Origin of the sequence: Streptomyces sp. Je 1-369, assembly GCF_026810505.1 — a bacterium.
Taxonomy (GTDB): Bacteria; Actinomycetota; Actinomycetes; order Streptomycetales; family Streptomycetaceae; genus Streptomyces.
Map to the genome: position 1 here is coordinate 6790376 of NZ_CP101750.1, position 25416 is coordinate 6815791.

Consider the following 25416-nt stretch of genomic DNA (forward strand, 5'->3'; position numbering starts at 1 on the left):
GACACCTCCATGCCTCACCCAGCCGGTGACCGACACGCGATGTCGCCGTGGATCATAGACACGACGCCCTCACGCTGTCGATTCGTCTCGCCGCACGAACCGTGCACGAGCGGCCTCGTGAGCGACGCGCAGCAGCCGCACCACCGTGTCCGTCGTCCTCTCGCCGGGATTCACGACGCAGATCCAGCCGAGCGCGCCGTACACCGGATGCGGCATCACACGGTCGACGGCCGCGTGGTCACGAGGGCGGGTGATGCTGCGCGGCTCCTCTCCGGTGAGCTCACGGAACGTCGCGCGGTCGACACGGACGTTCACGCGCCAACGGCCCGGAGGGTCCAGGTCGGAGGCGGTGTCGTCCGGGTAGTTCTTGGTGACGACTGTCCCGTAGGGCTGCACGTTCTCGGGCATGCGGCCGCCGGGGGAGTAGTAGAAGAACGCGTCTCCCCACGCGAGCTCGGGGAAGTCGCCTCCCGGCCCCGGGACGAGCACGAGCGCGCCGTCGAGTTCGTCCCGCACGGCCGCGATGATCTGTTCCATACTCATGGTTCAAGCATCACCTTCAAGTGCTTATGTGGGGTTGGCCGTGGACGGGACCGCGAGCGGTCGGCGAGCGGAGCGGCTGAGGACAGTCGATGTCGCCCGCGAGTCGGGTTACTCGGTGCAGCAGGTTCGCGACCTGGAGCGGCTGGGAGTCATCCCGCCGGCCGCTCGGTCGAGCAACGGCTATCGCTCGTACACGGCAGCCCACGTGCACGCTCTGCACGCCTATCGCGGACTCGCGGGTGCGGTCGGGCCCGTCGAGGCCCGGCAGATGCTCGCGGAGCTGCGGACGGAGACGATCGCCGTGGCGGCCGCGGCGATCAGCGCGGTGCACGTGCGGCTCGCGCGCGAACGGGACGAAGCTCTCCGTGCCCAACAGGCGTTGCGCGCGATCCAGGGTGAGACGAACACGCCCGGGTTCGAGGGGGAGAGCGACACGATGACGATCACGCAGCTGGCCGCGGCGCTCGACGTACGCCCCTCGTCCCTGCGGTTCTGGGAGCAGGAAGGACTCGTCAGCCCCGAGCGAGTGACATCACTGCGAGCACGTCGATACGGGCTTCCGGCGATCAGGGAGGCCCGGATCGTCGCCGCTCTCCGCGCCAGCGGATACGGCATTCCCGCGGTGCGCGACATCATGGGCTCCCTGCACCGGCTCGACGGCCCGGGAGAGACCCGGCGCATCCTGCAACAACGTCTCGACCGGATCGCCACGCGGACCGTGGCGCTGCTCCGAGCGGGCGCGGACCTGGCAGCCGTCGTGACGTCCGACCAGGAACCGCCGAGCACCCGGTAGGCCGGACCGCCCCGCGAGCGAGCCCCCCAGGTCTGGACTTGTCCGCGCAGTCTCTCTACGCTCAGCCGCACCACGCACTGAGAGCGCTCTCAATAGTTCAACTCTGGTACACCGCACCCTCGTTGGAACCATGAGAGGACACCCCCGTGAGACGCAAGACCAGCGCACGCCTCGGCCTGTCCGCCTTCCTCCTCGCGGCCGCCTGTGCCGGTACCGGGCTCGCCCCCACTGCCACCGCGACCGCCGATTCCCCCGACACACCCCTCGCCTCCGACGGCCTCCTCAAAGCCATGCAGCGCGACCTCGGACTGTCGCCCGCCGAAGCCCGCGAGCGGCTCGTCGACGAGAAGCGCGCCGTCAAGGTCGAGCGCGCGGCGAAGAAGGCGGCCGGGGGCGCGTACGGCGGGGCCTGGTTCGATGCCGGGCGGGGGCGGCTGACCGTTGCCGTGACCGAGCGTTCCGCCGTCGCGGAGGTACGTGACACCGGCGCCGACGTCCGCGTCGTCGAGCACAGTGCCGCCGCGCTCGACGCCGCCAAGGCGCGAGTCGACAAGTTCAAGGCGCCGGTTGGCGTGGCCAGTTGGCGGGTCGACGCCAAGACCAACCGTGTCGTCGTCGACGTCGTCGAAGGCCACCGTGCCGACAACGATGTCACCGACTTCCTCCGCCGTGCCCGCGCCACCGCCCCCCTGCGCGTGGACACCGTCCAGGAGGCCCCGAGCACCTTCGCCGCCGGAACCGTCGGCGGTGACCCGTACTACACCGGCAACGTCCGCTGTTCCATCGGCTTCTCCGTGCACGGCGGCTTCGTCACCGCGGGGCACTGCGGCAAGGCGGGCGCGGGCGTGCGCGGCTGGGACGGGTCCAACATCGGGTCCTTCCAGGGGTCCTCGTTCCCCGACAACGACTACGCGTGGGTGTCCGTCGGCAACGGGTGGTGGACCGTGCCCGTCGTGCTCGGCTGGGGTGCCATCCCCGACCGGCTCGTCAAGGGGTCGGCGGAGGCGCCGGTCGGGTCGTCGATCTGCCGTTCCGGTTCCACCACGAAATGGCACTGCGGGAATCTCCTCGCCAAGAACGAGACCGTCAACTACTCGGGCGGTGCCGTCGTCCACCAGCTGACCAAGACCAGCGTCTGTGCCGAGGGCGGTGACTCGGGCGGCTCGTTCATCAGCGGCGACCAGGCCCAGGGCGTGACGTCCGGCGGCTGGGGCAACTGCGGCAGCGGTGGCGAGACGTGGTTCCAGCCGGTGAACGAGATCCTTCAGCGGTACGGGCTGCGGCTGCACACCGCGTGACCCGAGGTGCGCCCGGCGCGGGAGAAACCGCCGGGCGCACCGGCCCCGTTACCGTGCGGGCCGGATCGACAACCGGTGGCGGAACTCGTCGCGCGGGTCGTACTTCGCCTTCACCCGTTGCAGTCGCGGGTAGTTGTCCTTGTAGTAGAGCGTGTACCAAGGCACGCCCGACGTGTTCTGCTCCGGGTCCGCCAGGTCGGCGTCCGGGTAGTTGATGAACGCGCCGTCGCTGACCGCCCCCGGCACGGGGACTCCGCCGCTGTCGGCGTACACCCCCCGGTACAGCGAGCGCACCCACTCCGTCTCCCGCGCCCCGTCCTGCGTCTCCGCGTCCCAGCCCGCCATGTACACGGCCTTCAGGATCGAGTCGCGCTGCGCGACGGCCGTGGCGTCGGGCGCGACCTTGCGGGCGGCGCCCCCGTACGCGACGAGCCACAGCGTGCCGCTGATGCGCGCGGCGGGATCGTCGGACGGTCTGAGGTGTTCGTGCAGTACGTCGAGTTGCCGGTCCGTGTACGTCTTTCGCAGGTACGCGCTCTTGACCTTGAACGGCGAGGACCTCGTGTCGGTGATGGACGTCAGCGCGTTCAGCCACGACAGCGGAGGCCTGCGGATCGCGGGCTCGGCGCCCACGCCACGTCCGACGGCGGCGATGTAGTCGTCCACGAGCCGCTGCGCGCCCGGCACGGCCGCGTCGATCACACCGGCCAGGACGGCGCCGGAGCCCGCCGCCTGGGTGGTGTTGACCATCAGCACGCTGAAGAGGTTCGCGTACGGCGAGCCGGGGTCGCTGTTCCGTTCGCACCACTGCCCGTGGTTGCGCATGAGGGTCTTGAAGTCCCGCGCGTCGAGGTCCTTCCAGCTCCACCCGGCCCGGAAGGCGAGGAAGGCGGCGGGGGCCTTGGGCAGCAGCTCGGTCGGGTCGTCGCCGTGGGCACCCGGGGTGCGGAACCAGTACCGCGTCACGATGCCGAAGTTGCCGCCGCCCGCGCCGGTGTGCGCCCACCACAGGTCGTGGTGCGGGTCGTCCGGGTCGCGTCCCGCGATGACGGCTCGCGCGGTGCCGTCCTTGTCGACGACCACGACTTCGAGAGCGTGCAGGTGGTCCACGGAGACACCGTCGCGCCGCGACATCACGCCGTAGCCGCCACCGACGACGTGCCCGCCGATGCCGACCTCGGCGGTCGCGCCCGCCGGGATCGTCACGCCCCAGCCGATGAACAGCTCCCGGTACACCTCGGCGAGCTGCGCGCCGGGCTCCACGCAGAAGGCCCGCCGCTCGGCGTCGTAGGAGATCTCGCGCATCGGCGACATGTCGATGACGGCCTTGATGTCCGGGTGGTCGACGAAGTCCTCGAAGCAGTGACCGCCGCTGCGTACGGCGATGCGCTTGCCCTCGCGTACGGCGCGCTGGACGGCGTCGACGACCTCGGCGGTGGAGTGGACGACGCGGAAGTAGTCGGGCTTGCCGATGAAGCGGGCGTTGCAGCCGCGCTGGGTGAGGGAGAGGTAGCGGGGATCGTCGGGGCCGATGGGGGCGGTGGGGGTGGTGGGGGCGGTGGGTGCCCCGGCCCCGGTCCCCGAGGTCGGCCTCCCGTCGACGGCTCCGGCCGTCCCGGCGGCCCCCACAGCCATGGCCGCGCTCCCGGCCGCGGTGGCCGCGAGCACGTGTCTGCGACTGGGAGCGGCCGTGCTTCTTACTGGGTTCTCCGGCTCCGCCATGCGTTGTCCCCCGTCGGGTGAGTGGTGTGAGGCGCGCGAGGCGCGGTCGATAGCTCCACCATCACGGCGGGTGTGACCCCCGTCATCCACCGTTCGTCCAAGGGGCACGTGCTCTCCAGGGTGCAGACGTACCCCTTAGGGGTGGGCCTGTGGATGGAGCCGTTTTCGGTCAGAGCACGTCGCGCAGCCCCGACCCGTCACGCAGTGGCCTAGAACGACGCCACTACGTAGCGTTACGATGGCTTATGGTCGCCGGTCTGATTGTGGACGCCAACGGGTTCGAGCTGGTCGTCGATGGCCAACGGGTCGGTCCCCGTCGGTTGTTGCAGACTTCTGACGTCGATCTGCTCGATGCGGTCGCGGGCCACTATGTGGATGCCGTGCGCAACGGCTCCAAGGACCAGGCGCTGTTGGCGGTGGGACGCGAGTTGTATCGGTGGCTGGATGGCGACCTCGGCCAGCTGACGCGCCTGCTCGACGAGGCGTCGGCGCCGCTGGTGTTCGAGATACGCGCGCCCGCGAGGCCATCCGCAGCCGCGTGGGCGCTGCTGCGGGCCCCGTACGAGTTGCTGGCCGGTCCCGAGGGCGGGTTCCTGGCCGAGGCACCGAAGCTGTTCGCCGTGGCGCGTCGGCTCGGTCACCCGAGCCCGGCGCAGCCCCTGGACGGGTACCGGCTCGGGGTGGCGTTCATGGCCTCGGCGCCCAGGGGGCAGCACGAACTGGATTACGAGGCCGAGGAGATGGCCATCCTCGCCGCCGCCGGAGGGACGAATCTCGATCTCGTCGTCGAGGACTCCGGCAATCCCGAGCATCTCGGCCTGCGTCTGTCCGAGCTCGGTGGGATGCCGGTGGTACATCTGTCGTGTCACGGGTTGCACAACTGGCGCCCGGGGCCCGCCGGGCCCGCCACCCCGGTCCTGCTGATGGAGGACGATCTCGGGGACGGGTCTCCGACGAGCGCGGACGCGCTGGTGGGCCTGCTGACCCCTCGACCACGGCTGGCGTTCGTGTCGGCGTGCCTGACCGCCACCGGTGCCGACGTGGCGGGGCATGTTCCCGCCGGCGCCGGTCACCGCGGTGGTCCGGCGGCCGACCCGGGCGTGCCGGTGGCGCACTCGATGGCCACGGGTCTGGTGGCCGCCGGGATTCCCGCGGTCATCGGCTGGGACGGCTCGGTCAGCGACCGGGCCGCCACTCGTTTTGCCGGACGCCTGTACCGGCAGCTCAGCCGCCGTGTCGAGGTGACAGAGGCCGTCGCCGACGCCCGCCGCCATCTGCTGTCCTGTCCCGATGAGCGTCAGCGCGCCGACTGGCACCTGGCGCGGCTGTGGCTGGGGCCGACTGGCGGCGGCCCGGTGGTCGGGGGAACCCGTAAACGCCAGATGGTGCCCGCACACCATGGGACCAAGACATTCCTCGACCGCAAGCACCAACTACGGGTCGCCGCCGCGGAGATGTTCGTCGGCCGCCGCCCGGAGATCCAGCAGACGCTGCGTGCCCTGCGCGGCGGGCGGAAGGCCGGGGTACTGCTCCACGGGCAGGGCCGGTTGGGCAAGTCGAGCCTGGCCGCGCGGATCGCCGACCGTCACCCCAGCCGGGCCGTCGCCGTCGTGTTCGGTGACTACACCCCGACGGCGATCCTCGATGCCATCGCCGACGCCGTCGCCGCCAACCCCGATGCCCGCACCCTCATCGAGGCGCGACGCGCCGAGGTCCGCGATCAGCCGGACCGCCTCAAACCGCTGCTGATCGATCTGATGGCCCGACCGTTGGCCCAGGAACTCGACGACGTCCGCAAGCCTCTCCTGCTGATCATCGACGATCTCGAACAGATCCTGACCGCCAACCCTGACGGCCCGCACCGGCTGGACCCCGAGCACGCCACCGTGCTCGCCGACGTACTCTCCGCCTTCGACCCGTCCATGACCGACAGCCGTGTGCTGGTCACCAGCCGCTACACGTTCGCGCTCGGCGGGCTGGAGGCGAGGCTGGAACCGGTCCAGTTGCAGCCACTGTCACCGGCGGCCCAGCGCAAGCTCCAACGCCGTCAGCAGGACCTCGCTCCGGTCGAGTACCGGACGCAGCGTGCCGACCTGGCCCAGCGGGCCTTGGACGTCAGTTGCGGCAACCCCGGGCTGCAGGACCTCATCGGGCTGCGCCTGGTCTACAGCGACCAGGTCGACGAGGCCCGCGCCGAGTCGGCCGTCGCCGACATGGAGGCCTACCTCAACCAGGGCGACCCCCCGACCGACAACGCCGACATCGGCGATTTCCTGGCGAACCTGGCCCTCGACGCTCTCCTCGACCAGGCCGGTCCCGCCCACCGCGACCTGTTACGGGCCTGCACCCTTTTCACCATCCCGGTCCCGCACCCCGTCATCGACGTCCTCGCCGCCGCTGTCGGCGGATCGGCGACCCGCCTGTGCGGCCTCGGGCTCCTCGACGCCTTCCCCGACCAGCACCGCCCCGACCTCCCGGCCCTGGCCGTCAACACCCTCGCGGCGGGACGCCTGAGCCCCCTCACCTCCGAGGAGCAGGCGGCCCTCGCCACCGTGGCCGCCGAACCGCTGTACGCCCAGTGGGGCGGCGCCACACCCCAACCCACCCGCAGCCGCGACCTGGACCTGCAGCTGACTCAACTGGCTTTGGTCGCCGACAACCCGGCCATCACCGCCGACTGCGCCGCCGAGGCCGTATCCGCGCTGCGGCAGGGGCCCGCGTCCATCGCCGCCGAACTCGGCCGCCACGCGATCACCCTCCTCGACCGCCATAACCACGAGGTTCCCGTCACCCTTCTACGGACCGTCGCCGACGCGGCCGTGACCAGCGGCGACGGCGACCAAGCCGACACCCTGCTCCACCGTGCCGTCCAGCAGACCGGGACCAGCGACGTGCAGACCAACCCGGCCGCCCACGGCGCACTCCTCTACGACCAGGCCGACCGCCTGCTCACCCGCGGTGAGGTCGCCCAGGCCGAGGACCTGCTCCACCAGGCCCGCCAGCTGTTCGCAGACGCCGGTGACTCCCGCGAGGTCGCGGTCGTTTGGGGAGGGATCGCGGACATCCTCCTGCGGCGGGGTGAGGTCGACGAAGCATTGCGGATCCGCCACGAGGTCACCCTGCCGGTATACGAGCGGATCGGCGACACCCGTGGGGTCGCGGTCACCTGGGGCCGCATCTCCGACATCCTTGAGCGGCGGGGTGAGGTCGACGAAGCACTGCGGATCCGCCGCGAGGTGGAACTGCCGGTGTATGAGCGGATCGGCGACACCCGTGGGGTCGCGGTCGCCTGGGGAAGGATCGCGGACATCCTTGAGCGGCGGGGTGAGGTCGACGAAGGACTGCGGATCCTCCGCGAGGTGGAACTGCCGGTGTATGAGCGGATCGGCGACACCCGTGGGGTCGCGGTCGCCTGGGGAAGGATCGCGGACATCCTCCTACGGCGGGGTGAGGTCGACGAAGCACTGCGGATCCACCGCGAGGTGGAACTGCCGGTGTATGAGCGAATCGGTGACACTCGGTCGGTCGCGGTCACCTGGGGCCAGATCGCGGACATCCTCCTACGGCGGGGTGAGGTCGACGAAGCACTGCGGATCCGCCACGAGGTGGAACTGCCGGTGTACGACCAGATCGGCGACACCCGTGAGGTCGCGGTCACCTGGGGCCGAATCTCCGACATCCTTGAGCAGCGGGGTGAGGTCGACGAAGCACTGCGGATCCTCCGCGAGGTGGAACTGCCGGTGTATGAGCGGATCGGCGACACCCGCTCGGCTGCGGTCACCTGGGGGAGGATCGCGGACATCCTTGAGCAGTGGGGTGAGGTCGACGAAGCACTGCGGATCCGCCGCGAGGTCACCCTGCCGGTGTACGAGCAGATTGGTGACACCCGGTTGGCCGCGGTCACCTGGGGAAGGATCGCCGACGTCCTTGAGCAGCGGGGCGAGGCTGACGAAGCACTCGAACTGCAGCTCAAGCGTCTGGAAGTCAATGAGCAGCTCGGGGACATGGACGGCATCGCGGCAGCCAATTGGGACCTTGCGCGAATCGATCTGAGTCGTCAGGATCTCAGCGCGGCGGCGCCGAGGCTGTCCACCTCGTTTCAGCTCTGCCTGCAGCTTCAACGGCCGGATGCCATCGCGGTCGTTGGGTCCACCTGGGGGCAACTTCTTCTGGCCGCGGGTGAACGCGGACAGGCCCGACAGGTGTTCCAGACAAGCCGGGCCGCTGCCGCCAAGATCGGTATGTCGGATGTAGTCGACGAGCTCGATGAGTTACTGGATGCCACCGACGACGGAAACGAGGAATCGTGATCATCGAGTTTGTCGGAGCGGACGCCGAAGCCGCCGGGAAGAGCGTCGCCGAGTTGACCGCCAGGTGGGGCTACCCAGCCGTACCCGCTTCGGCAGCGGAACCGGCGACCGATCCGGACAACAAGGTCGTCGACCCTGTTGCGGTGGCGGCCCTGGTCATGTCCATCCCCTCAGCCATGCTCGCGGTCGCGGACATCGCCGACCGTATCCACAAACGGCGTCGCGCCGGCGATCTCATCGAACGCGCCCAGCAACTCAGGGCTCAGCAGGCGACGGCACGACTGGTGCGCGAAGACCGCACCGTCGACCTCGCCACTCTCACTCCCGACCAGCTTCTGGACCTCATCGCCGACGAGGATTCTGCGACCTGAACCCAGCCCGGCTCAGCGCCTGCGGTCCGCGATGGTGCGGAGTGCCTCACGTGCTGCCTCGCTCGCGAGGCCCTTCGTCCGGCAGTACGTGAGGACGTGCGCGTCGGCCTCCGCCGTGCCCAGCGCCGCGAGACCGCGCAGGGCGATGCCGTCGTGGCCGGGGCGGGCCGTGGCGAGCACCGACGCCAAGGGCGCGACGCAGTCGGGGGAGCGGCGGGCGGCCAGGGCTTCAGTTGCTGGCGGGCGGACGTCTGCGGTCTCCGGTGAGACCGCAAGACCGGCCAGTGCCGCCACCGCCACAGCCCCCGGGCACCCGGCGAGCGCCGCGACCAGTTCGTGTCCGACATTCCGCCGGAACCGCGACGGCTCCGCGAGCGAGGCCAGAACGTGCGTTCCTGGGGCGCCGATCCGCCCCAGGGCCCGCACGGCGCCCCGCGCCACATCACGGCTGGCGTCCCCCGCCGCGAGCTCCCCGAGCATGTCGGCGGCCTCGGCCACGGGGAACCGGCCCAAGGCCTGCGCCGCCTGCACCCGCACCGGCTCCAGCGGGTCGCGGGCGGCGGCCAGCAGCACCGGCAGCGACTCGCGCGCGCCGATCAGCCCGAGCGCGTGCACGGCGCGGGCCCGGAGCGTGCCGGGCTCCTCGCCGTCGCCCGCGAGAGAAGCGAGGCGGTCGGCGGCGGGCCCGTGCCGCAGGGCGCCGAGCGCGTCGGCGGCGGCCGACCGTATGTCCCTGGGGTCCTCCGCGTCGAGCGCGGCGAGGAGCAGCGGTGCCGCGTCGGCGCACTCAAGGAGACCCAGCGCCACAGCCGCGCTCCGGCGCCGGTCCCGGCCCCCGGGCGACCCGTCGGCCAGCGCCGCGAGCAACTCCCGTACGGGCGGCGGCGTGGGGAGGGTGGACAGGGCCCGCGCGACCGCGTCACCGATCCGCGCGTCGCCGAGTGCGGCGAGGAGCGCGTCGGCCGCCTCCTCGCCCCCGAGGGCGCCGAGCGCGGAGGCCGCCGCCCTGCGCACCGCCGGTACCGACTCCTCGCCGAGCAGCTCGATCAGCGTCGGCAGGTCCCGGTAGTCCTGCGCCGGGCCGAAGAGGTCGGGCCGTTCCTGGATGAGCGCGCAGACCGTGACGGCGGAGCAGTCCGGGGCGCGACGGGCGGCCGCGTGCCGCGGTGTGGTGTTCATGAGGTCGGCCCGCAGTTCGTCCCGGCCGTTTCGCGTCCTGGCCAGGAGCGCGGCCGCGGGGCGCGCGGTCGACGCGTCCGGATCGCGCAGCGCGCGCCGCAGCATGACCTCGGCGGACAGACCGGCCGGTGGCGGCCAGGAGTCCTCGGGGATCTCGGCGAGCGCCAGGACCGCCGCCCTGCGCAGCCGCGGTGAGGTGCCTCTCGAATGCACCAGGTACAGCAGGGCCGGTCCGGTACGAGGGTCGCGCATCGCCCCCAGGGCCTCCACAGTGTGCTGCTCGGCGCCGGGCAGCAGCGCCCAGAGCGCGGCCATCAGCGCGGGCACGGCCTCGGGCGGGCGCAGCCGGGCCACCACTTCGACGACCACGCGGGGAGGTTTCGGATCACCGAGCCGGTGGACGAGTTCGCGGACCGCCTCGGGTCCGCCGATCGCGCCCAGGTCCTCGTACATCCGGATCGCCCGCGCCCCATCGCCCGGCGCACCGCGCCGCACCTGCCCGAGGATCACCGGCAGGGCGCGGCGGTCCCGCAGTTCCGCGAGGGCGGACAAGGCGTGCAGGTGCAGCCAGCGAGGGTATTCGTCCGGCCGGTCCACGCAGTCGAAGAGGGCGTCGGCCGCGTCCCGTCCGCCGATGTCCCTCAGCAGATCGACGGCCCACACGTAGTACGGGGAAGGGCCGGAGCGCATGACCTCGACCAGGCCCGCGATGTCGCGGGCCAGCCGCATTCCGACTATGTCCGGCGCCACGTCATACCTCCCGGCGCGGGTCCTCGTCCGCCATCGCCACGTACAACGGCGTGCCCACGACGATCTCGACCTCCCGGCCGTCCCGGCCGGTGGCCGTGCCGTGCAGCAGTCGCCGCGCGAGGAACTCGCCGTAGACCGGCGGCACGCTCAACGCCTCGGCGAATTCCAGGACTTGACGCGCCGCCTGCTCCTCGTGGGCCGGGACGTCCGACCTCGCCGCACGGTGGTGACGTGGCCAGTCCTCCGGCGTGTCCCGCAGTAGCCGGAACAGTGACGGCAGCATCGAGTGGGAGGCCCGGATCGTGTCCGGAGCGGTGCGCTGGCCGAGCAGGTGGTGCGCCGAACCGATCAGCGCGACGACGGTGTCGCCGTCGCGGCCCGTCATGAAGGTTGGTCCTTCGGGGGACCCGTATCCGGCGATCCGTAGCTCCAGGTCGCCCCGGAACCAGGGCCTCGGCTCCGTCATCCAACTGACGTCGAACTCCCGCTCCAGGTACGCCTCGACGATGTCCAGCCGGTCGTACGCGGTCACGTCGGCGCGCGGCGACTGAACGGCGACGCTCAACACCTTGAGGTCGACCTTCGCCTCGACGGCGAGGCGTTTCAGGAGCTTCGGCGGGATCTGCTCGTACAGCATGTCCAGCTTGGTGCCGGAGACGTAGAGGTAGTACCTCACGTGGCGTCAGGGGAGTTGCAGGAAGGCGGTCCAGGTCTCCGGGGCGACGGTGAAGTGCGGGCCGTCGGGGTTCTTGGAGTCGCGGATGTGGGTGGCGGTGGGGTGGGTGGCGACCTCGACGCATTGGCCGCCTTCATCGCTGCTGTAGCTCGACTTCTGCCAGTCGTAGGCGACTTCGAGGCACTGGCCGCCCTCGCCGCTGCTGTAACTGGACTTGAACCACTCAAGCGCGGTGCTGCCGCTCATTGCTCTCCTAGCAGTCGCTCCAACAGGCTCGTGGAGTCCTCGGAGTTGAGAGCCTGTGTTCGCAGCATCGCATATTTCTGGGTGAGGATCGCCACCTCGTGCGGATCAGCGATCAGTTGGCTTCCACGCTGTGTCTCGGTGTAGGCGAGCCGCTGATGTTCAGGAGTCTCCAGCAGGACGAATGGTCCTTCGAGGCCAGCGTGTGTGGTGCGCCCCAGCGGCAGGATTTGCAGAGCCAAGCCTGGGAGCCTGGCGTTCTCACACAAGTGCCTGAGCTGCTCGGCGTACACGTTGTTACCGCCCAACTGATCTCGAAGAGCCGCTTCCCAGATCACGAAGCTGGTGGTCGGCGGCACCCTGCGATGCAGGATGGTCTGGCGCTCGATGCGCGTCGTGACGAACTGCTCGATCTCGTCCTCGTCGTGCACTGGGACACGACTGCGGAACACCGCCCGCGCGTAACCTTCAGTCTGCAATTGCCCAGGCACGAGCAGGCTCTCGTACACGGAGATGGCGATCGCCTCCCGCTCACAGTCCAGATACTCCTCCGCCCACCTCGGAACCAGATCCACCTCCGGCATGTTCTCCACGGCCGTCTGCAACGTCCGATTCGTGCCGAGGAAGTCATCCAACCGCACCGCCAGGTCCATCTTCAGCGGACGCCGCCCCTGCTCGACGGAGGCGATCAGTTCCTCGCTGATGGCCAACTGCTCGGCCAGCGACCGCTGGGTGTACCCCGCCGCCTCCCTGTGAACGGCGAGCAGCGCCCCCACCAACCGCATGGCCGACGCATTCCTGCGTGGACGTCGATTCGGTCGGCTCATGCGGACCAACTCCCCAGCTCGTACATCCCAGGCGTACGCATTCACGCACTGCTTCATCATGGCCACGGAGTGTGACTGTCGTCACGTGAACCGAGAAAGTTTCTACCGGCGACAAGGCTGGTCCGTCCCCGCAGCCCGTGCCTTCGCTGCCGCCGCCCTCGCGGACTGGGGAGTGCGCGGAGAGCGCGCGGACGACATCACGCTCTGTGTGAGCGAGCTGGCGACGAACGCGTTGCTGCACGGCGTCCCGCCGGGGCGGGGATTCCGGCTGAGATTGACCTTCTGCCCGCAGGACGGCGTGGTCCGAGCCGCCGTACACGACAGCGGCACCGGCCGCCCCCGGCTCGACCTCGAAGACGACCGGGACGACCGGGACGACGACGAGTCCGGGCGGGGGCTCCTGCTCGTCGCCGCGCTGGCGGACAAGTGGGGGGTCGAGGAACAGGACCCCGGCAAGGAGGTGTGGTGCGAGTTCGGGATGCCCCTCGCGTCAGCCCTTCTTGTTGCGGTCGAACCAGATCGTGGCGACGGTGGGGACGAGGCCCGCCCAGAACAGGGCCTGCGGCACGGTCCGTTCGGTCCACGGGATCTCCGCGATGAGGAGCGTGCAGAGCATGGCCCACGCGGCCTGGGCGAGGACGATGCGGGGCCACACGCGGCGGCGGATCAGGGAGCGGATGTTGATGCGGACGCCCGCGCGCAGCCGCCGGTACCGGAGGAGGGCGCCCACCGCCCAGAGCGCGGACATCGGGACGAGGAACCAGAGGCGCTGGCCGAGCGACACCGGTAGGTCGCGGGGGGTCTCGCCCTCGGTGACGAAGAGGTCGAGGCCGGCGGCCGCGATGACGCCGAGGCAGAGCAGGGCGATCCAGCGGATGCCGCGCAGCATGCGGTACGACGCGTCGTCGAGGCCGTCCCGCATCGGACGGGAGTCCGGGGCGGCGGCCAGCGCGTCCGCGTAGAGGGTGGCGGCTTCGGCGGGCTTGACGCCCGGCGCGGCGGCCGCCTTCTGGGTCTGGCGGGCGAGCGCGTACGGATGGTTCGGGTCGAGGCGGAGGATCGCGTGGTCCAGCTGATCGGCGACCGTGCCGTTGCCGGCCAGGTCGGCTATCTGCCAGGCGACTTCGTGCGCGTAGACCTCTTCGGGACCGAGGCGCAGCGCCTCCATGGCGATGTCGCCCGCCTCCCTGAGAGGGTCCTGCATCTGCGCCGCCGTGATCGTGCCGCCGCCCGCCCGGCTGATGCGGACGAGACGGATGCGCCAGACGACGTCGGCGAGGAGGGCGTACGAATACCAGTAGTCGGGGGCGAGGCGTATCGCCTCACGCAGTACGCCCTCGGACTCCTGCCAGCGGGTGCCGCCGACGCCGCGCAGCGCGTGGGCACGCATGATGAGGCCGCCGACGTCCTCGGGGTCGATGGCGAGGGCGCGGTCGGTGGCCGTCAGGGCCTTCTCGTGCTGCTCGGAACGTACGAAGCAGAGGGCGAGTTTGGCCCAGGCCCGGATGTCGTCGGGGTCCTCGACGAGGCGCTGCCCGAGCAGGGCCTCCGCCTCGTCGTACCGCTTGAGCTCGATGAGCCCGTCGGCCCGCTCCACGGCGGGGTGCACAGTGCCGGTGCTCACAGCTTCCGCTTCTTCTTGAGGTAGGTGACCAGGTCGTCGTACATGCCGCCCTCGTTGGCGAACATCGCCACGTTGCGGGCGGAGGCGAACCACGGGTCGCTGGAGGGCGGGACGGCGGCGGCCGCCGCCGTCAGGTCCTGCATGCCGATCATGCGGACGGTGCCGGTGCGCGCGGAGTCGAGCAGGGCGCGCTCGGCGGCGGCCTCGCAGAGGTGGGCGAGGTCGGCGCCGGAGAGGCCGTCGGTGGCCTTCGCGAGCTTGCGCAGGTCGATGTTGGCGACGGGGCGGTCGCGGAGGTGGTAGCGGAGGATGGCCTCGCGGGCGGGGGCGTCGGGCGGCAGGACGAGGATCGTACGGTCGAGGCGGCCGGGGCGGCGCAGCGCGTTGTCCACGTCCCAGGGGACGTTGGTGGCGGCCAGTACGAACACGCCTTCGTTGGCGTCCGCGTCGATGCCGTCGAGCTCGGTGAGGAGCTGGTTGACGGTGTTGCGCATGCCGCTGTGCGCGGTGCGGCTGCGCTTGGCGCCGAGGGCGTCGAGCTCGTCGAGGAAGAGGACGCAGGGGGCCTGGCGGCGGGCCGTCTCGAAGACCTCGTGCATGTTGCGCTCGGAGTTGCCCATCCACATGTCGAGCACGTCGTTGATGGAGATGGAGAGGAAGTTGGCGCCGAGTTCGCCCGCGACGGCACGGGCGATGAAGGTCTTGCCGCAGCCGGGCGGGCCGTACAGGAGGAGGCCGCCGCGCAGGCTCTTGCCGTACAGCTTGCGCAGCTCCGGGTTGCGCAGGGGCGCGAGGAACGCGGCCTCCAGGCGGTCCTTGACGTCCTGCATGCCGCCGACGTCGGCGAGCCGCACGCCGTCGGGCGCCTCGACCTCCCAGGCGGAGGCGTCACCGGGGTCGCCGCTGCCGTCGGCGGTCTGCGGCGCCTCAGCCGCCTTCGGGGTCTGCGGAGTCTCGACGAAGCGGGGCGGGACGACGTCGCCGACCTGGTCCTCGGCGGCCTTCCAGTTGAACCCGGCCGGGGGTGCCGGTGACTCGGCAGGCGGTTGCGGTGTCTGCGGCGCCCCCATCGCCCGGACCATCAACTCCCGCGCCCGCGCGTCACCCGGCGCGTGCTGAAGGGCTACGGCGGCCTCGGCGACCGCCTCGTCGTGCTGCCCGCCCGCGATGAGGAGTTCCGCCAAGTGGAGCCGCAACGGCACGTCGTCGGGCGCACCCGCGACGGCTGTGCGCAGGCTCTGGATCAAGGGGGAGTGATCGGGCATGGGACGAGGATACGGGGGGTGTACGAGTGGTGTTCGAGTGCGCGGAATTCGCCGTCAGCGCACCTTGTCAACCTGTGGTCGCGGTCCCATGCCCTTCGCCTTGGTCGGGGTTCCGTCCGGAGCGAACGACTGGTGGAAGGTGAAGGCGTGCGGCGCTGAGCCGTGCTCGTTGAGGTGTTCCAGCCTGGTGACGCCGTCCTGCCAGGTGGGTATCTCGCCGTCGGGGACCCACCAGAACACGTAATTCGCGTGCCCTGTCCTCTCGAACCAGTCGTAACGCCTGTTGAGCGCCTCCCGGTGCAGGCCGGTGTAGATGGCGTCGACGACGGGGCGCAGGTCGGTCCAGAGGGAGAGGGTCGTGGCCAGGGCGGTGGTCTCCGGCGTACGGCCCTTGTCGTACCAGGCCGGTACGGCGAACTCTCCCCACACACCCCAGTCCGCCCCGAAGAGCATGCCCCGGTCGGTGCCCGCCGGCTCGGCGTGCGCGAGGTATCCGGGGTGCTTACTGATCTTCTCGTAGACACCCGCGCCGATGTCGTAGAAGTCGCGCGTGAGAGGTCCGGTGTCGGCGAGAGGCGACTTCAGGGCGCCGAATGTGTACAGAGCAAGCTGGGGCATGCGGATCTCCCTCTGAGTGATGTCCCGTGCGGCCGTGGGCGGTCGCCGAGGACCAGGTGAAGGTAGCCGCCGCCGTGAGTCTTGTCGAAGTTGCGTTTTCGCTGTCCAAGTGGCTTCCCCGCACCGGAATTTGCGGATCCTGCGGGTCCGCCCGCTGCTCCTGACGTGCGTCAGGAGCAGCGGGCGGGCTTACTGCGGCGCAGGTTCGGACCGGCTCAGCCGAGCAGTTCCACCTCCGCGAGCGTCACCGCACCGTCACCGCCCTTCGGGACCAGGCGGTAGTGCCCGTACGCGCCCGGGTGGGCGATCGTGAACGCCCGGGTCTGCTGGGCCCACGCGAAGGACTCGGACGTGCGCTTGTCCAGGTCCCGCCACTTCTCACCGTCGGCGGAGCCCTGAAGCACCCAGCCGCGCGGCGCCTTCGCCTTGTCGGCGGGGGACGTCAGCGTGTACTGGACCGCCTTCGTCTTCGCGGACACCGGCAGGGGCACCGCCGCATCCGAGGTCGCCTCCGTCGCCGACGAGTCGTCGAAGAGCGCGCCCTCACCCTCGATGGCGTCCTTCCTCGGCGACGGCACCTTGTCGTCCTTCGTGATCGACGCGGGCTGCGCGTTCTTGCCGCTGCCCCACGCCGACGGCTTCGGGCCCATGTCGAACTCCAGGACCCCGCCACGGGCGACGACGTCGTGCGGGAGCGCGGTCGACTTCCACGTCTTGCCGTTGACCTTCAGGCCCTGCACGTAGACGTTCTTCGCGCTGTTCCTCGGCGCCTTGACGACCAGGTCGCGGCCGTTGTCGAGGTGCAGGGTCATCTTCGTGAACTGCGGCGACCCGATGGCGTACTCTCCGCTGCCCATGACCAGGGGGTAGAAGCCGAGCGACGAGAAGAGGTACCAGCCGGACTGCTCGCCGTTGTCCTCGTCCCCGTGGTAGCCCTGCCCGATCTCGCTGCCCGTGTAGAGGCGGGAGAGGACCTCGCGGACCTTCTCCTGCGTCTTCCACGGCTGCCCGGCCGCGTCGTACATGTACGCGGCGTGGTGCGCGACCTGGTTGGAGTGGCCGTACATCCCCATGCGTACGTCACGCGCCTCCGTCATCTCGTGGATGACGCCTCCGTAGGAGCCCGCGAACTCGGCGGATCCCGTCTCCGGAGTGGCGAAATACGTGTCGAGCTTCTCGCCGAGACCCTTGCGGCCGCCGTACAGGTTCGCGAGACCGCGCGAGTCCTGCGGCGCGGTGAAGGCATACCCCCAGGCGTTGGTCTCCGTGTAATCGTGGCCCCACACGCGTGGGTCGAACTTCTCCGAAGGCACGCGCCAGACGCCCTTGGTGTCCTTGCCCTGGAAGAAGCCGGGGTCGGTGCCCGCACCCGCGGCCTTGCCGTCGAAGAGGTTCACGTAGTCACGGGCACGGTTGAGGAAGTACTCCGACTCCTCCTTGTAGTGCTTCTTACCCGTCTTCTTGTAGAGGGCCGCTCCCATCCGGGAGATCCCGTAGTCATTGAGGTAGCCCTCCAGAGCCCACGACAGGCCCTCGTGGGTCTCACTGGGCGTGTAACCGAGGAACGGCGACGTCTTCATGCCCTTGCGGCCGACGCCCGACGTCGGCGGGACCACGGACGCGTTCTTCAGCGCGGCGTCGTACGCGGCCTCCGCGTCGAACTTCACGCCCTTGGTGTACGCGTCGGCGAACGCCACGTCGGACGACGTGCCGGTCATCAGGTCGGCGGCACCGGGCGACGACCAGCGCGAGGTCCAGCCACCGTCCTTGTAGTGCTGCACGAAGCCGTCGACCAGCTCACCCGCCTTCTTCGGGGTGAGGAGGGAGTAAGCGGGCCACGTCGTGCGGTACGTGTCCCAGAAGCCGTTGTTCACGTACGGCTTGCCCTCTACGATCTTCGCGCCGGTGTGGGTGGGCGTGTCGGGCCCGGTCTGGGGCGAGAAGGGGGAGGCGTACTTGTACGTGGGCTTGCCGCCCTTCTCCCCGACCTTCTCGAAGCCGGAGTTGGGGTACAGGTAGAGGCGGTACAGGGAGGAGTAGAGGCTCGTGCGCTGGCCCTCGCTCGCGCCCTCGACCTCCACCTTGCCGAGGATGTCGTCCCACTGCTTCTGCGCGCGGTTCCTGACGCGGTCGAAGGACGTGCCCGCCGGTATCTCGTCGGCGAGGTTCGCCTTCGCCTGGTCCAGGCTGATGAGGGACGTCGCGAGCCGCAGGTTGACCGTGCGGTCCTTGCCGGGCTTGAAGCGCAGATAGCCCGTGACGTCGCCGCCACCACCGCCCTCCAGCTTGCCGCCGGCGGTGGCGGGGGCGTCGAAGGTGCCGTAGACGAAGAGGCGGGTGGCACCGGCGGAGAGCCCGGACTTGACGTCCGAGAAGCCGGAGACGATGCCCTTCTCCTTGTCGAGGGTGAGACCGCCCTTCTCCGAGACGTTGTCGAAGACGACGCTCGCGTCGTCACCGGGATAGGTGAACCGCATCATCGCCGCGTGGTCCGTCGGCGCCATCTCGGCCTTCAGGCCGTTCTCGAACGTCACGCCGTAGTAGTGCGGGCGCGCCGTCTCCTTCTCGTGCCGGAAGGGCAGCGCGCGCTTGGTGCGGGACGCGCTCGGGGTGTCCTTGTCGACGGACGGCATCATCTGGAACGTCTGCCGGTCGCCCATCCACGGGCTCGGCTCGTGGCTCGCGCTGAACGCCTGCATGGTCGGCAGGTTGTCGTCGTTGTTGCCGCGTGCGTAGTCGTACAGCCAGCTCAGGGAGCCCGCGTTGGTCACCGGCGTCCAGAAGTTGAAGCCGTGCGGGACCGCGGTGGCGGGGAAGTTGTTGCCGCGCGAGAAGCCGCCGCTGGAGTTGGTGCCGCGCCGCGTGTCGGCGTAGTCCGAGAGGTGCGCCTTCGGCTTCGCCGGGGCCTTCTCCTTCAGGGACACGTCATCGACCCAGCCGCGGAACTTCGCGGGCCCCTTCGGGGAGTCGTACGCGACGAGCACGCGGTCGACGGTCTTGCCGCGCGCGACCTGCCCGATGCGCGAGGCGACGTTGTTCCACTGATTGACGTAGAGGACCTTGGAGTTGCCCTGCCCCTGCGGAGTCAACGGGAACCCGTGCTGGTCGACGGCCTTGAGCTCGCTCAGATACGTCCCGTCCGTGAAGGCGAGGTCGACGGAGACGTTGGTGGCGGCGTAGTCGAGGTCGCCCTCGGCCATGGAGGGAAAGACGCGGTACCCGAGCTCGGTGTCGCGCTCGACCTTCACGTTGACGTCGAAGACCTTGTTGTACGAGTAGCCGCGGCCGTCCGCCTTGTGGCTGCCCGCGTAGCGCAGCGCGTGCTTTCCGGTGAATCCGGCGCGGGACTTGGCGGTGGGGGAGCCGCTGGGGCCGCGGTCCACCAGGCTCAGCATGTCCTCGGGGCCGGGCGACTGCGTACCGCCGACGGACAGCTGCACGTCGGCGAGTTGCAGGGCGTCGGAGGCGCCGTTGTTGGCGGTGACGTCGAGGCGGAAGTGGGAGTAGGCCTTCGCGTCGTCGGGCTTGGCGAAGTCGTACTTCTTCGTCTTGTGCCGCCCGTCGAACGCCTCCCCCTTCCGCTCGTCGAGGACCGTCCACGTCCTGCCGTCGGTGGACCCCTTCAGGGTCCAGTCCTTGGGGTCGCGCTCGGCGTGGTCGTTGGCGGACGTCAGCGCGTACGTCACGACCTTCGCGGGCTCGTCCAGGTCGAACTCGGCCCAGCCGTCCTTCGCGAACGTCAGCCATTTGCTGGTCGCCTCGCCGTCGACGAGGTTCGCGGCGACCTCGCCGGACCCGGCGTTCTCGCCGCTGGCCCGCACCTCGGTGACATGGTCGTTCACGCTGCCGGGCAGCCCGGAACTGAACTCGCCGTTCACCCCGGCGGACTTCTTCTTCCCGCCCGAATCCGTCTCGACGGTGCTCAGCCAGTCCGGCAGGGCCTGGCCCTCCTCGAAGGACGAGGAGAACTCCCGGTCGGTCCGGGGCGGCCGCTCGGGCTCGGCGACGGCGGCCCCCTGTGCCGCCACGACGAGCGCGATCGCGAGCGTGCCGGCGGCCACGGCCGAGCGGGGCCCTTGGCCGGGCGCGGTCGGACGGTGGTGTCTCAGGTGTCTGAGGTGCGTGACGTGTCTGAAACGAGGTCTGCGTGCCGAGTTGCTTGTCGTACTACGTGCCGAGTGCGGCATCCCCGGGCCCCTCCTTGCGAGTTGGACAACGTTGTCACGGTCGCTGCGCAAGGTCTAGTAGGGCGGCAAGTGGTTCGTGGTGTCAAGGCTGTTGGTGGGGACCCCGATGGTGTAGGGGTGAACGGTGTCGAGTTGAACGCGCGTCCGGCCGGTGGGCTGCTCGTGGCGACCACTGATTTCGGGTGGGGAAGTGTGGGGAAGCTGCGGCTGATCCTGGATGAACTCGACGGCGTCGACCTCGTGGTGGACGACGCGTCCGACACGGCCCGGCTCGCCGCGCAGGTCATCGGCGGGCGCCATCGGTTCGTTCACGGTGCGGGCGGTGCCTCGCCGGGCGCCGCGCTGGTCGTCAACGACCCCGCCTCCGCAGACAGGATCGCCCGCTCCGGCACGCCGGTGGTCTACGTCGACAGCCTGCCGTACCTGTGGACGGTTGACGCGGAGGTCCCCGTCGCGGCCACGGTGTACTGCGCCCAGCGCAGCCTCGCGCGGGAGTTGCCGCCGACCAGCCCGCTGCGGGGGAGGGCGGACGTGCGGTGGGTGGAGCCGATCGTGCCGCCACCCCGGCGCCGAACCGGCGGTGCCGGGGCAGTGATCAACGTAGGCGGACTGCACAGTCACCTGGTGGGTGGCGCGTCCGACGCCTACCTGCGCGCGGTCGTGGTGCCACTGGTCGGTGCGCTGCGGCGGGGCGGACGTCGGATCGCGGCGGTGTGCGGCAACCTGCCCCCGTGGGTGCGTACGGAACTGGCCGCCGTACTGCCGCGGGGGGTTCACGTCGGGCCTCTGCGTGCCTACGAGTTCGAGGCGGCGCTGCTGCGGGCGGACGCGCTGTTCACGTCACCCGGCAGTACGACGATCCTCCAGGCGGCCTCACTGGGGCTGCCGACGGTACTGCTGCCGCCGCAGAACCTCAGCCAGATCCTCAACGCGGAGATCTTCGGGGCGCCGGGACGCGGTGTCATTCCCTGGCCGGAGTCGGTGATCGACCGCGATCTGGTCGACGCGTTGCGGCCGGAGGGTGAGGACGCCGTACTGGGATACGTCTACCGGCGGATCGGCGAACGGTGCGGCGATCCGGCGGTGCGGGCCCTGCTGGTGGAGCGGTTCCGTGCCCTCGTGGAGCTCCCCACCGCCGCCGTTCCGGACGGCCTCTCACCCCGACTCCGGGAACTCGGGCACGGAGGCGCGCGTCAGGTGGCCCGGATCATCCGGCGGACGCTCCGGTCGTGCGCCGCGCGAGGCCGTCGAGGATGAGGGCGAGGCCCGCCTCGAACGCCGCGTCGGGGTCGATGACGGGAACGCCGGGCGGCAGGTCTTCCCCCGGGCCGAGGCCCGGGGCCGCGTCCGCCTGTTCCTCCAGTACGCAGCCGACCGTGTACCGGCCGGCGGCCGGCATCGCCAGCCGCGCGTCCTGCTCGGCATCCCCGAACTGGTCGCGCGGTTCGCCAAGGAGGACCGCGGGGGCGACTGGAAGCTGCCCGCTTACGCGGACGTGCTCGCGCCCGCGCCCGCCGCGTGATCCGTCGTGGTGCTGACGTGGCGTTCGGCGAGCAGCCGCCCGCGGTGGGCGCGGCGGCGGACCGCGGTGACGGCGGCGATGGCCGTGCCGATGAGGATGCCGAGGGCCGGGAGTGCGACGGCCGCGATCAGGCCGACCACCATCGTGACGTAGCCTCCGCGGTCCCCGATGGCGTACCGGGACGGCCCCTCGGACGAGCAGGTGATCTCGTAATCGCCCGGCTGCGACACCTCGATCGTGTGGAGCGGGTTCCACGTCTCGTGGCGGGTGAGGAACACGTCGATGTCCGGGTCGGTCAGACGGGGGTCGCCCGGACCGGAGATGCCGCACTTCTGGGCGGGGGACGGGCCCCGCTCCGCGATCCAGATCGCTTGGTCGCTGCCCGGGTCGAGCCGCAGCGTGACCGTGTCGCCGTCGGAGAACCGGCGGCCCTCGTCCACGGCGTCGAGCGCGCCGGTGAAGCGGTACACGCCGATGGCCACGCCCAGCATGATCAGCGCGACGGCCGTCGCGGCCGCGGTGACGTACCAGTGACGGCCGGGGCGGAGTTCGTTCGCCGGTATGAGGGGTGGTGGCGGGGGCGGGGCCTGTCGCATCGGCCCACTGTAGAACGCGTGTGCGGGTCGGCCTCACGGGATCTGCGTGAGCCACTTCCCCTCGCGCATGATGACCCTCCCGCGCAGCTCCGGCTCGCCGCGCCAGGCCCGTACGGTCCGCGGGGCCACACGTATGTAGAGGAAGGGGCCCTCCTCACCCCGCGGGTCCCACCCGAACTTGTCGGCGAACGCCTGCGCCGCGGCCTCGGGCACCCTCTGGTCGGGGAAGCACTCCGCCTCCCCCTGGAGGAGCACCACGTCGACGGTGTCCGGCAGCGACAGACGCACGCGCGGCTCCGCGCGGACGTTCCGTGCCGTCGCGGACGTGGAGCCGGTGCACATCCACACCGCCCGCCCGTCCCACAGGAACCACAGCGGCACTTGGTGCGGCCCGTGATCCGGGTGTGCCGTCGACACCCATACGTCCCGCTCGGCGGCGAGCCGGTCCAGCGTGTCGCGCGTACGCGCCGCCGTCGGGCGGCGGTCAGCGATCTCTGTGGTCTCCATGACGTCGACCCTAGTCAGGCGGCCCCGCGGCACGCCCGCGGCGCAGGACCTGTTCCACAGCGAGCTCGGCGACGAAGGCTTTTCTCCGGGCGGTGGCCGACGCAAGATCGATGCGTGCCTGGACCGCCATGCGGTCGGCCCGGTCGCGCATGTCCTCGGCCAACTGCCGCATCTCCCGGGACCGGATGACCGCGGCGCGGGCCGACAGGCGAACGTCCTGCGCGTGCAGGGCCCTGCTCGCTTGGTTCTCGTGGCTGGGCCAACCGATCATCGTCGCTCCAACGTCAAAGAGGCGGGCCGCGCAGGCGCCTGCGGTGCTCTGCGTCTCCCCGGGCCGCGGTGGTGCAAACGGGTCTGTGGGCCACCACGGTACGGTCACTGGCTGCGGCTTCTCCTCCCGGCCGCTCCTGTCACCCGTTCACCCGGACACGGGCGGACGACCGGCTCCCGGCCCACGCGGGCCCCCTCACCCCTGCCACTCGGGTGACCCGAGGGAAAGTCCATGGAAACCGGCGCGAAAGTCCACGGGTTCCGGCGGTGATGTGCGAGAGGTTCGGACGGGGATCATCACCGGCCCCGACCCGGGGTCGTCACAGGTCCCAACCAGGGATCGTCGCAGGTCTCAACTCGGAAAAGGCTGCAGCCCAAAGACGTATTCGATCTTGCCCACCCGGCTGCGAGTGGACTATACCTGTCCGCGTCTGCCCGGCCGTCCGACCCGGCCGCAGGCCCGGGGGTGTGGGGGCGGGGGCGCGTCGAACGTCAACTGCCTTTCCCCGTCCGAGAACCCGGCGCACGAGCCCAGCTTCACACCAACGCGGTGCCGGGGAGGGTCCGGTTCACCGCCTGAGTCCTGGAGAAGGCGAGGACTTGAGCATGGGATCCACCAGCGTCAACCGTCGTGATGTCATGAAGAGGGCAGCGGCCGCCGGGCTGCTCGCGGTGCCGGCCGTGGGGGCGCTCAGCTCGTGCGCCAGCGGAGGCGGCGAGGAGAACAAGGCCGAAAAGGGCGACAAGAGCAAGAAGAACCCGCTCGGCGTGAAGGAGGACGCCGGACTCACCGTCTACGTCTTCAACGGGGGGTACGGGGACAAGTACGCCCAGTTCGTCACGGACATGTACGCCAAGAAGTACCCCGAGTCCGATCCGAACCAGAAGCCCACCGAGAAGATCGCCACCCAGGTCCAACCGAAGATCGTCCGCGGCAAGCCCACCGCCGACGTCGTCAACAACTCCGGCGCCGACCAGATGAACCCCGGCAAACTCGTCCACAACAAGCAGGTCGCCGACCTCAGCGAGGTGCTCGACGCGCCGTCGTGGGACGACCCGGACGTCACCGTGCGCGAGACCCTCGTACCGGTCGTCGAGCAGATGGGCCGCTTCGGCGGCCGCGAGTGCTATCAGCTCAACATCTCGCTGACCGTGTACGGCAACTGGTACTCGAAGAAGCTGTTGGAGGACGGGCTCGACTCCTCGTATCCCAAGACCTGGGACGAGATGCTCGCCGTCTGCAAGAAGGCCAAGGCCAAGGGCATCCACGGCTGGAGCTACCCGGGCGGCCACCCGCGCTACATGTTCTTCAGCATGTACGCCATGTTCGCCCAGCGCGGCGGCCGCGACGTCACCACGGCCATGGACTATCTGGAGCCGAACGCCTGGAAACACGAGGCGGTCAAGGAGGTCTTCGAGGCCTGGGAGGAGCTCGTCGCCAAGAAGTACGTGCTCACCGGCTTCGACGGCAACGAGGCCCACACCGAGATGCAGACCGCGTGGACGAAGGAAGGCAAGTGCGTCTTCGTGCCCAACGGCTCCTGGGTGGAGAACGAGGCCAGGGACACCACGCCGAAGGACTTCGCGATGACGGTCGGCGCGACCCCGTCGCTCGACTCCGGCGACAAGATGCCGTTCGGCACGCTCTACTCCCCGGCCGGTGAGCCGTACATCGTCCCGGCCAAGGCCAAGAACCGGCAGGGCGGCCTGGAGTGGCTGCGGATGATGTACAGCAAGGAAGCCGCGCTCAACCTCTTCAACGAGATCGGCTCCATGCCCGTCGTCAAGGGCGCCATCGACGGGCAGAAGCTGCCCTCGGGCACGGCGAGCGCCCAGGCGGCGATCAAGGCGGCCGGCGAGAACATCGTCATCCCCCAGTTCATGGACTGGTACAACGAGCTGTTCCGCGAGGACTTCAACAACATGATCCACAAGTTCATGCAGGGCCAGATCGGGCCCAAGCAGGCGATGGACACCATGCAGAAGGCCTCCGACCGGATCATGCAGGACCCCGACATCACCAAGGTCAAGAAGGCCTGAGCCGTGGCCTGACGGACGTCGACGTCCAGACGGCCCGGGGTCCTCGCCGGCCCCGGGCCCCGGCACGTAACCGAG

20 protein-coding genes and 1 pseudogene are annotated in these 25416 nt (G+C 70.4%); 7 read left to right on the forward strand and 14 right to left on the reverse strand.

What is annotated here, in order from left to right; translation table 11 throughout:
- Positions 1 to 69 precede the first annotated feature (69 nt).
- Complete coding sequence (locus NOO62_RS30605; protein ID WP_268775854.1) at positions 70 to 537, reverse strand: DUF6194 family protein; 468 nt, start codon at positions 535 to 537, stop codon at positions 70 to 72.
- Between the two features lie 4 nt (positions 538 to 541).
- Here NOO62_RS30605 and NOO62_RS30610 point away from each other — a divergent pair, with 4 nt between their 5' ends.
- Together NOO62_RS30610 and NOO62_RS30615 are read left to right on the forward strand one after the other, a co-directional pair.
- The gene (locus tag NOO62_RS30610) at positions 542 to 1336 is read left to right on the forward strand and encodes a MerR family transcriptional regulator (RefSeq protein WP_414930912.1); all 795 of its coding nucleotides are present in this window, start codon (positions 542 to 544) and stop codon (positions 1334 to 1336) included.
- A 146-nt stretch (positions 1337 to 1482) separates the two neighbouring features.
- A complete protein-coding gene (locus NOO62_RS30615; RefSeq protein WP_268774023.1) occupies positions 1483 to 2634 on the forward strand; it encodes a S1 family peptidase in 1152 nt (383 codons plus the stop codon).
- Positions 2635 to 2682: 48 nt separating this feature from the next.
- On the opposite strand, the gene NOO62_RS30620 is transcribed toward NOO62_RS30615, so the two are convergent.
- Positions 2683 to 4269 (reverse strand): FAD-dependent oxidoreductase, encoded by a 1587-nt coding sequence (locus tag NOO62_RS30620; protein ID WP_268774024.1) that lies wholly within the window; start codon positions 4267 to 4269, stop codon positions 2683 to 2685.
- Positions 4270 to 4679: 410 nt separating this feature from the next.
- Here NOO62_RS30620 and NOO62_RS30625 point away from each other — a divergent pair, with 410 nt between their 5' ends.
- Both NOO62_RS30625 and NOO62_RS30630 read left to right on the forward strand, forming a co-directional pair.
- Entirely contained in the window at positions 4680 to 8666 is a 3987-nt protein-coding gene (locus NOO62_RS30625) for a CHAT domain-containing protein (protein WP_268774025.1), read from the forward strand.
- Positions 8663 to 9037, forward strand: a complete 375-nt coding sequence (locus NOO62_RS30630) for a hypothetical protein (RefSeq protein ID WP_268774026.1) — start codon at positions 8663 to 8665, stop codon at positions 9035 to 9037. The genes NOO62_RS30625 and NOO62_RS30630 overlap by 4 nt, the downstream gene beginning before the upstream one ends.
- Positions 9038 to 9049: 12 nt before the next feature.
- Here NOO62_RS30630 and NOO62_RS30635 read toward each other — a convergent pair whose 3' ends face one another.
- Genes NOO62_RS30635 through NOO62_RS30650 form a run of 4 tightly spaced genes read right to left on the reverse strand, consistent with a single transcriptional unit; the run spans position 9050 to position 12769 of the window.
- Positions 9050 to 10966 (reverse strand): HEAT repeat domain-containing protein, encoded by a 1917-nt coding sequence (locus tag NOO62_RS30635; RefSeq protein WP_268774027.1) that lies wholly within the window; start codon positions 10964 to 10966, stop codon positions 9050 to 9052.
- A gap of 1 nt (position 10967) precedes the next feature.
- A complete protein-coding gene (locus NOO62_RS30640; protein ID WP_268774028.1) occupies positions 10968 to 11642 on the reverse strand; it encodes a DUF7019 family protein in 675 nt (224 codons plus the stop codon).
- A 6-nt stretch (positions 11643 to 11648) separates the two neighbouring features.
- The gene (locus tag NOO62_RS30645; protein ID WP_268774029.1) at positions 11649 to 11888 is read right to left on the reverse strand and encodes a DUF397 domain-containing protein; all 240 of its coding nucleotides are present in this window, start codon (positions 11886 to 11888) and stop codon (positions 11649 to 11651) included.
- Positions 11885 to 12769 (reverse strand): Scr1 family TA system antitoxin-like transcriptional regulator, encoded by an 885-nt coding sequence (locus NOO62_RS30650; protein ID WP_398973066.1) that lies wholly within the window; start codon positions 12767 to 12769, stop codon positions 11885 to 11887. The genes NOO62_RS30645 and NOO62_RS30650 overlap by 4 nt, the downstream gene beginning before the upstream one ends.
- A gap of 1 nt (position 12770) precedes the next feature.
- Between NOO62_RS30650 and NOO62_RS30655 the strand changes: the two are divergent.
- Positions 12771 to 13196: pseudogene (locus tag NOO62_RS30655) on the forward strand (ATP-binding protein); the annotation flags it as partial.
- Positions 13197 to 13202: 6 nt separating this feature from the next.
- Here the strand turns inward: NOO62_RS30655 and NOO62_RS30660 are convergent.
- From NOO62_RS30660 to NOO62_RS30675, 4 genes are all read right to left on the reverse strand, one after another.
- Complete coding sequence (locus tag NOO62_RS30660) at positions 13203 to 14336, reverse strand: tetratricopeptide repeat protein (RefSeq protein ID WP_268774031.1); 1134 nt, start codon at positions 14334 to 14336, stop codon at positions 13203 to 13205.
- Positions 14333 to 15601, reverse strand: coding sequence for an ATP-binding protein (locus NOO62_RS30665; RefSeq protein WP_268774032.1), 1269 nt, complete (start codon positions 15599 to 15601; stop codon positions 14333 to 14335). Before NOO62_RS30665 ends, NOO62_RS30660 begins: the two co-directional genes overlap by 4 nt.
- Positions 15602 to 15655: 54 nt before the next feature.
- Positions 15656 to 16219: a DUF3291 domain-containing protein gene (locus tag NOO62_RS30670; protein ID WP_268774033.1), complete on the reverse strand. Its 564-nt coding sequence runs from the start codon at positions 16217 to 16219 to the stop codon at positions 15656 to 15658.
- Positions 16220 to 16434: 215 nt separating this feature from the next.
- Complete coding sequence (locus NOO62_RS30675; RefSeq protein WP_268774034.1) at positions 16435 to 20280, reverse strand: GH92 family glycosyl hydrolase; 3846 nt, start codon at positions 20278 to 20280, stop codon at positions 16435 to 16437.
- Positions 20281 to 20523: 243 nt separating this feature from the next.
- Between NOO62_RS30675 and NOO62_RS30680 the strand changes: the two genes are divergently transcribed.
- Positions 20524 to 21663 carry a hypothetical protein gene (locus NOO62_RS30680; RefSeq protein WP_268774035.1) on the forward strand — a complete coding sequence of 380 codons (1140 nt, stop codon included), beginning with the start codon at positions 20524 to 20526 and terminating at the stop codon, positions 21661 to 21663.
- Here the strand turns inward: NOO62_RS30680 and NOO62_RS30685 are convergent.
- The 4 genes from NOO62_RS30685 to NOO62_RS30700 all read right to left on the reverse strand — a co-directional run bounded on the left by NOO62_RS30685 (position 21614) and on the right by NOO62_RS30700 (position 23302).
- Complete coding sequence (locus tag NOO62_RS30685) at positions 21614 to 21805, reverse strand: hypothetical protein (protein ID WP_268774036.1); 192 nt, start codon at positions 21803 to 21805, stop codon at positions 21614 to 21616. The two genes, NOO62_RS30680 and NOO62_RS30685, sit on opposite strands and share 50 nt — an antisense overlap.
- A gap of 86 nt (positions 21806 to 21891) precedes the next feature.
- Positions 21892 to 22524, reverse strand: a complete 633-nt coding sequence (locus NOO62_RS30690; RefSeq protein WP_268774037.1) for a hypothetical protein — start codon at positions 22522 to 22524, stop codon at positions 21892 to 21894.
- Between the two features lie 33 nt (positions 22525 to 22557).
- A complete protein-coding gene (locus NOO62_RS30695; protein WP_268774038.1) occupies positions 22558 to 23031 on the reverse strand; it encodes a pyridoxamine 5'-phosphate oxidase family protein in 474 nt (157 codons plus the stop codon).
- A gap of 10 nt (positions 23032 to 23041) precedes the next feature.
- Entirely contained in the window at positions 23042 to 23302 is a 261-nt protein-coding gene (locus tag NOO62_RS30700; protein ID WP_268774039.1) for a hypothetical protein, read from the reverse strand.
- Positions 23303 to 23907: 605 nt separating this feature from the next.
- Between NOO62_RS30700 and ngcE the strand changes: the two genes are divergently transcribed.
- Positions 23908 to 25341: an N-acetylglucosamine/diacetylchitobiose ABC transporter substrate-binding protein gene (ngcE, locus tag NOO62_RS30705; protein ID WP_268774040.1), complete on the forward strand. Its 1434-nt coding sequence runs from the start codon at positions 23908 to 23910 to the stop codon at positions 25339 to 25341.
- The last annotated feature ends 75 nt before the right edge of the window (positions 25342 to 25416 follow it).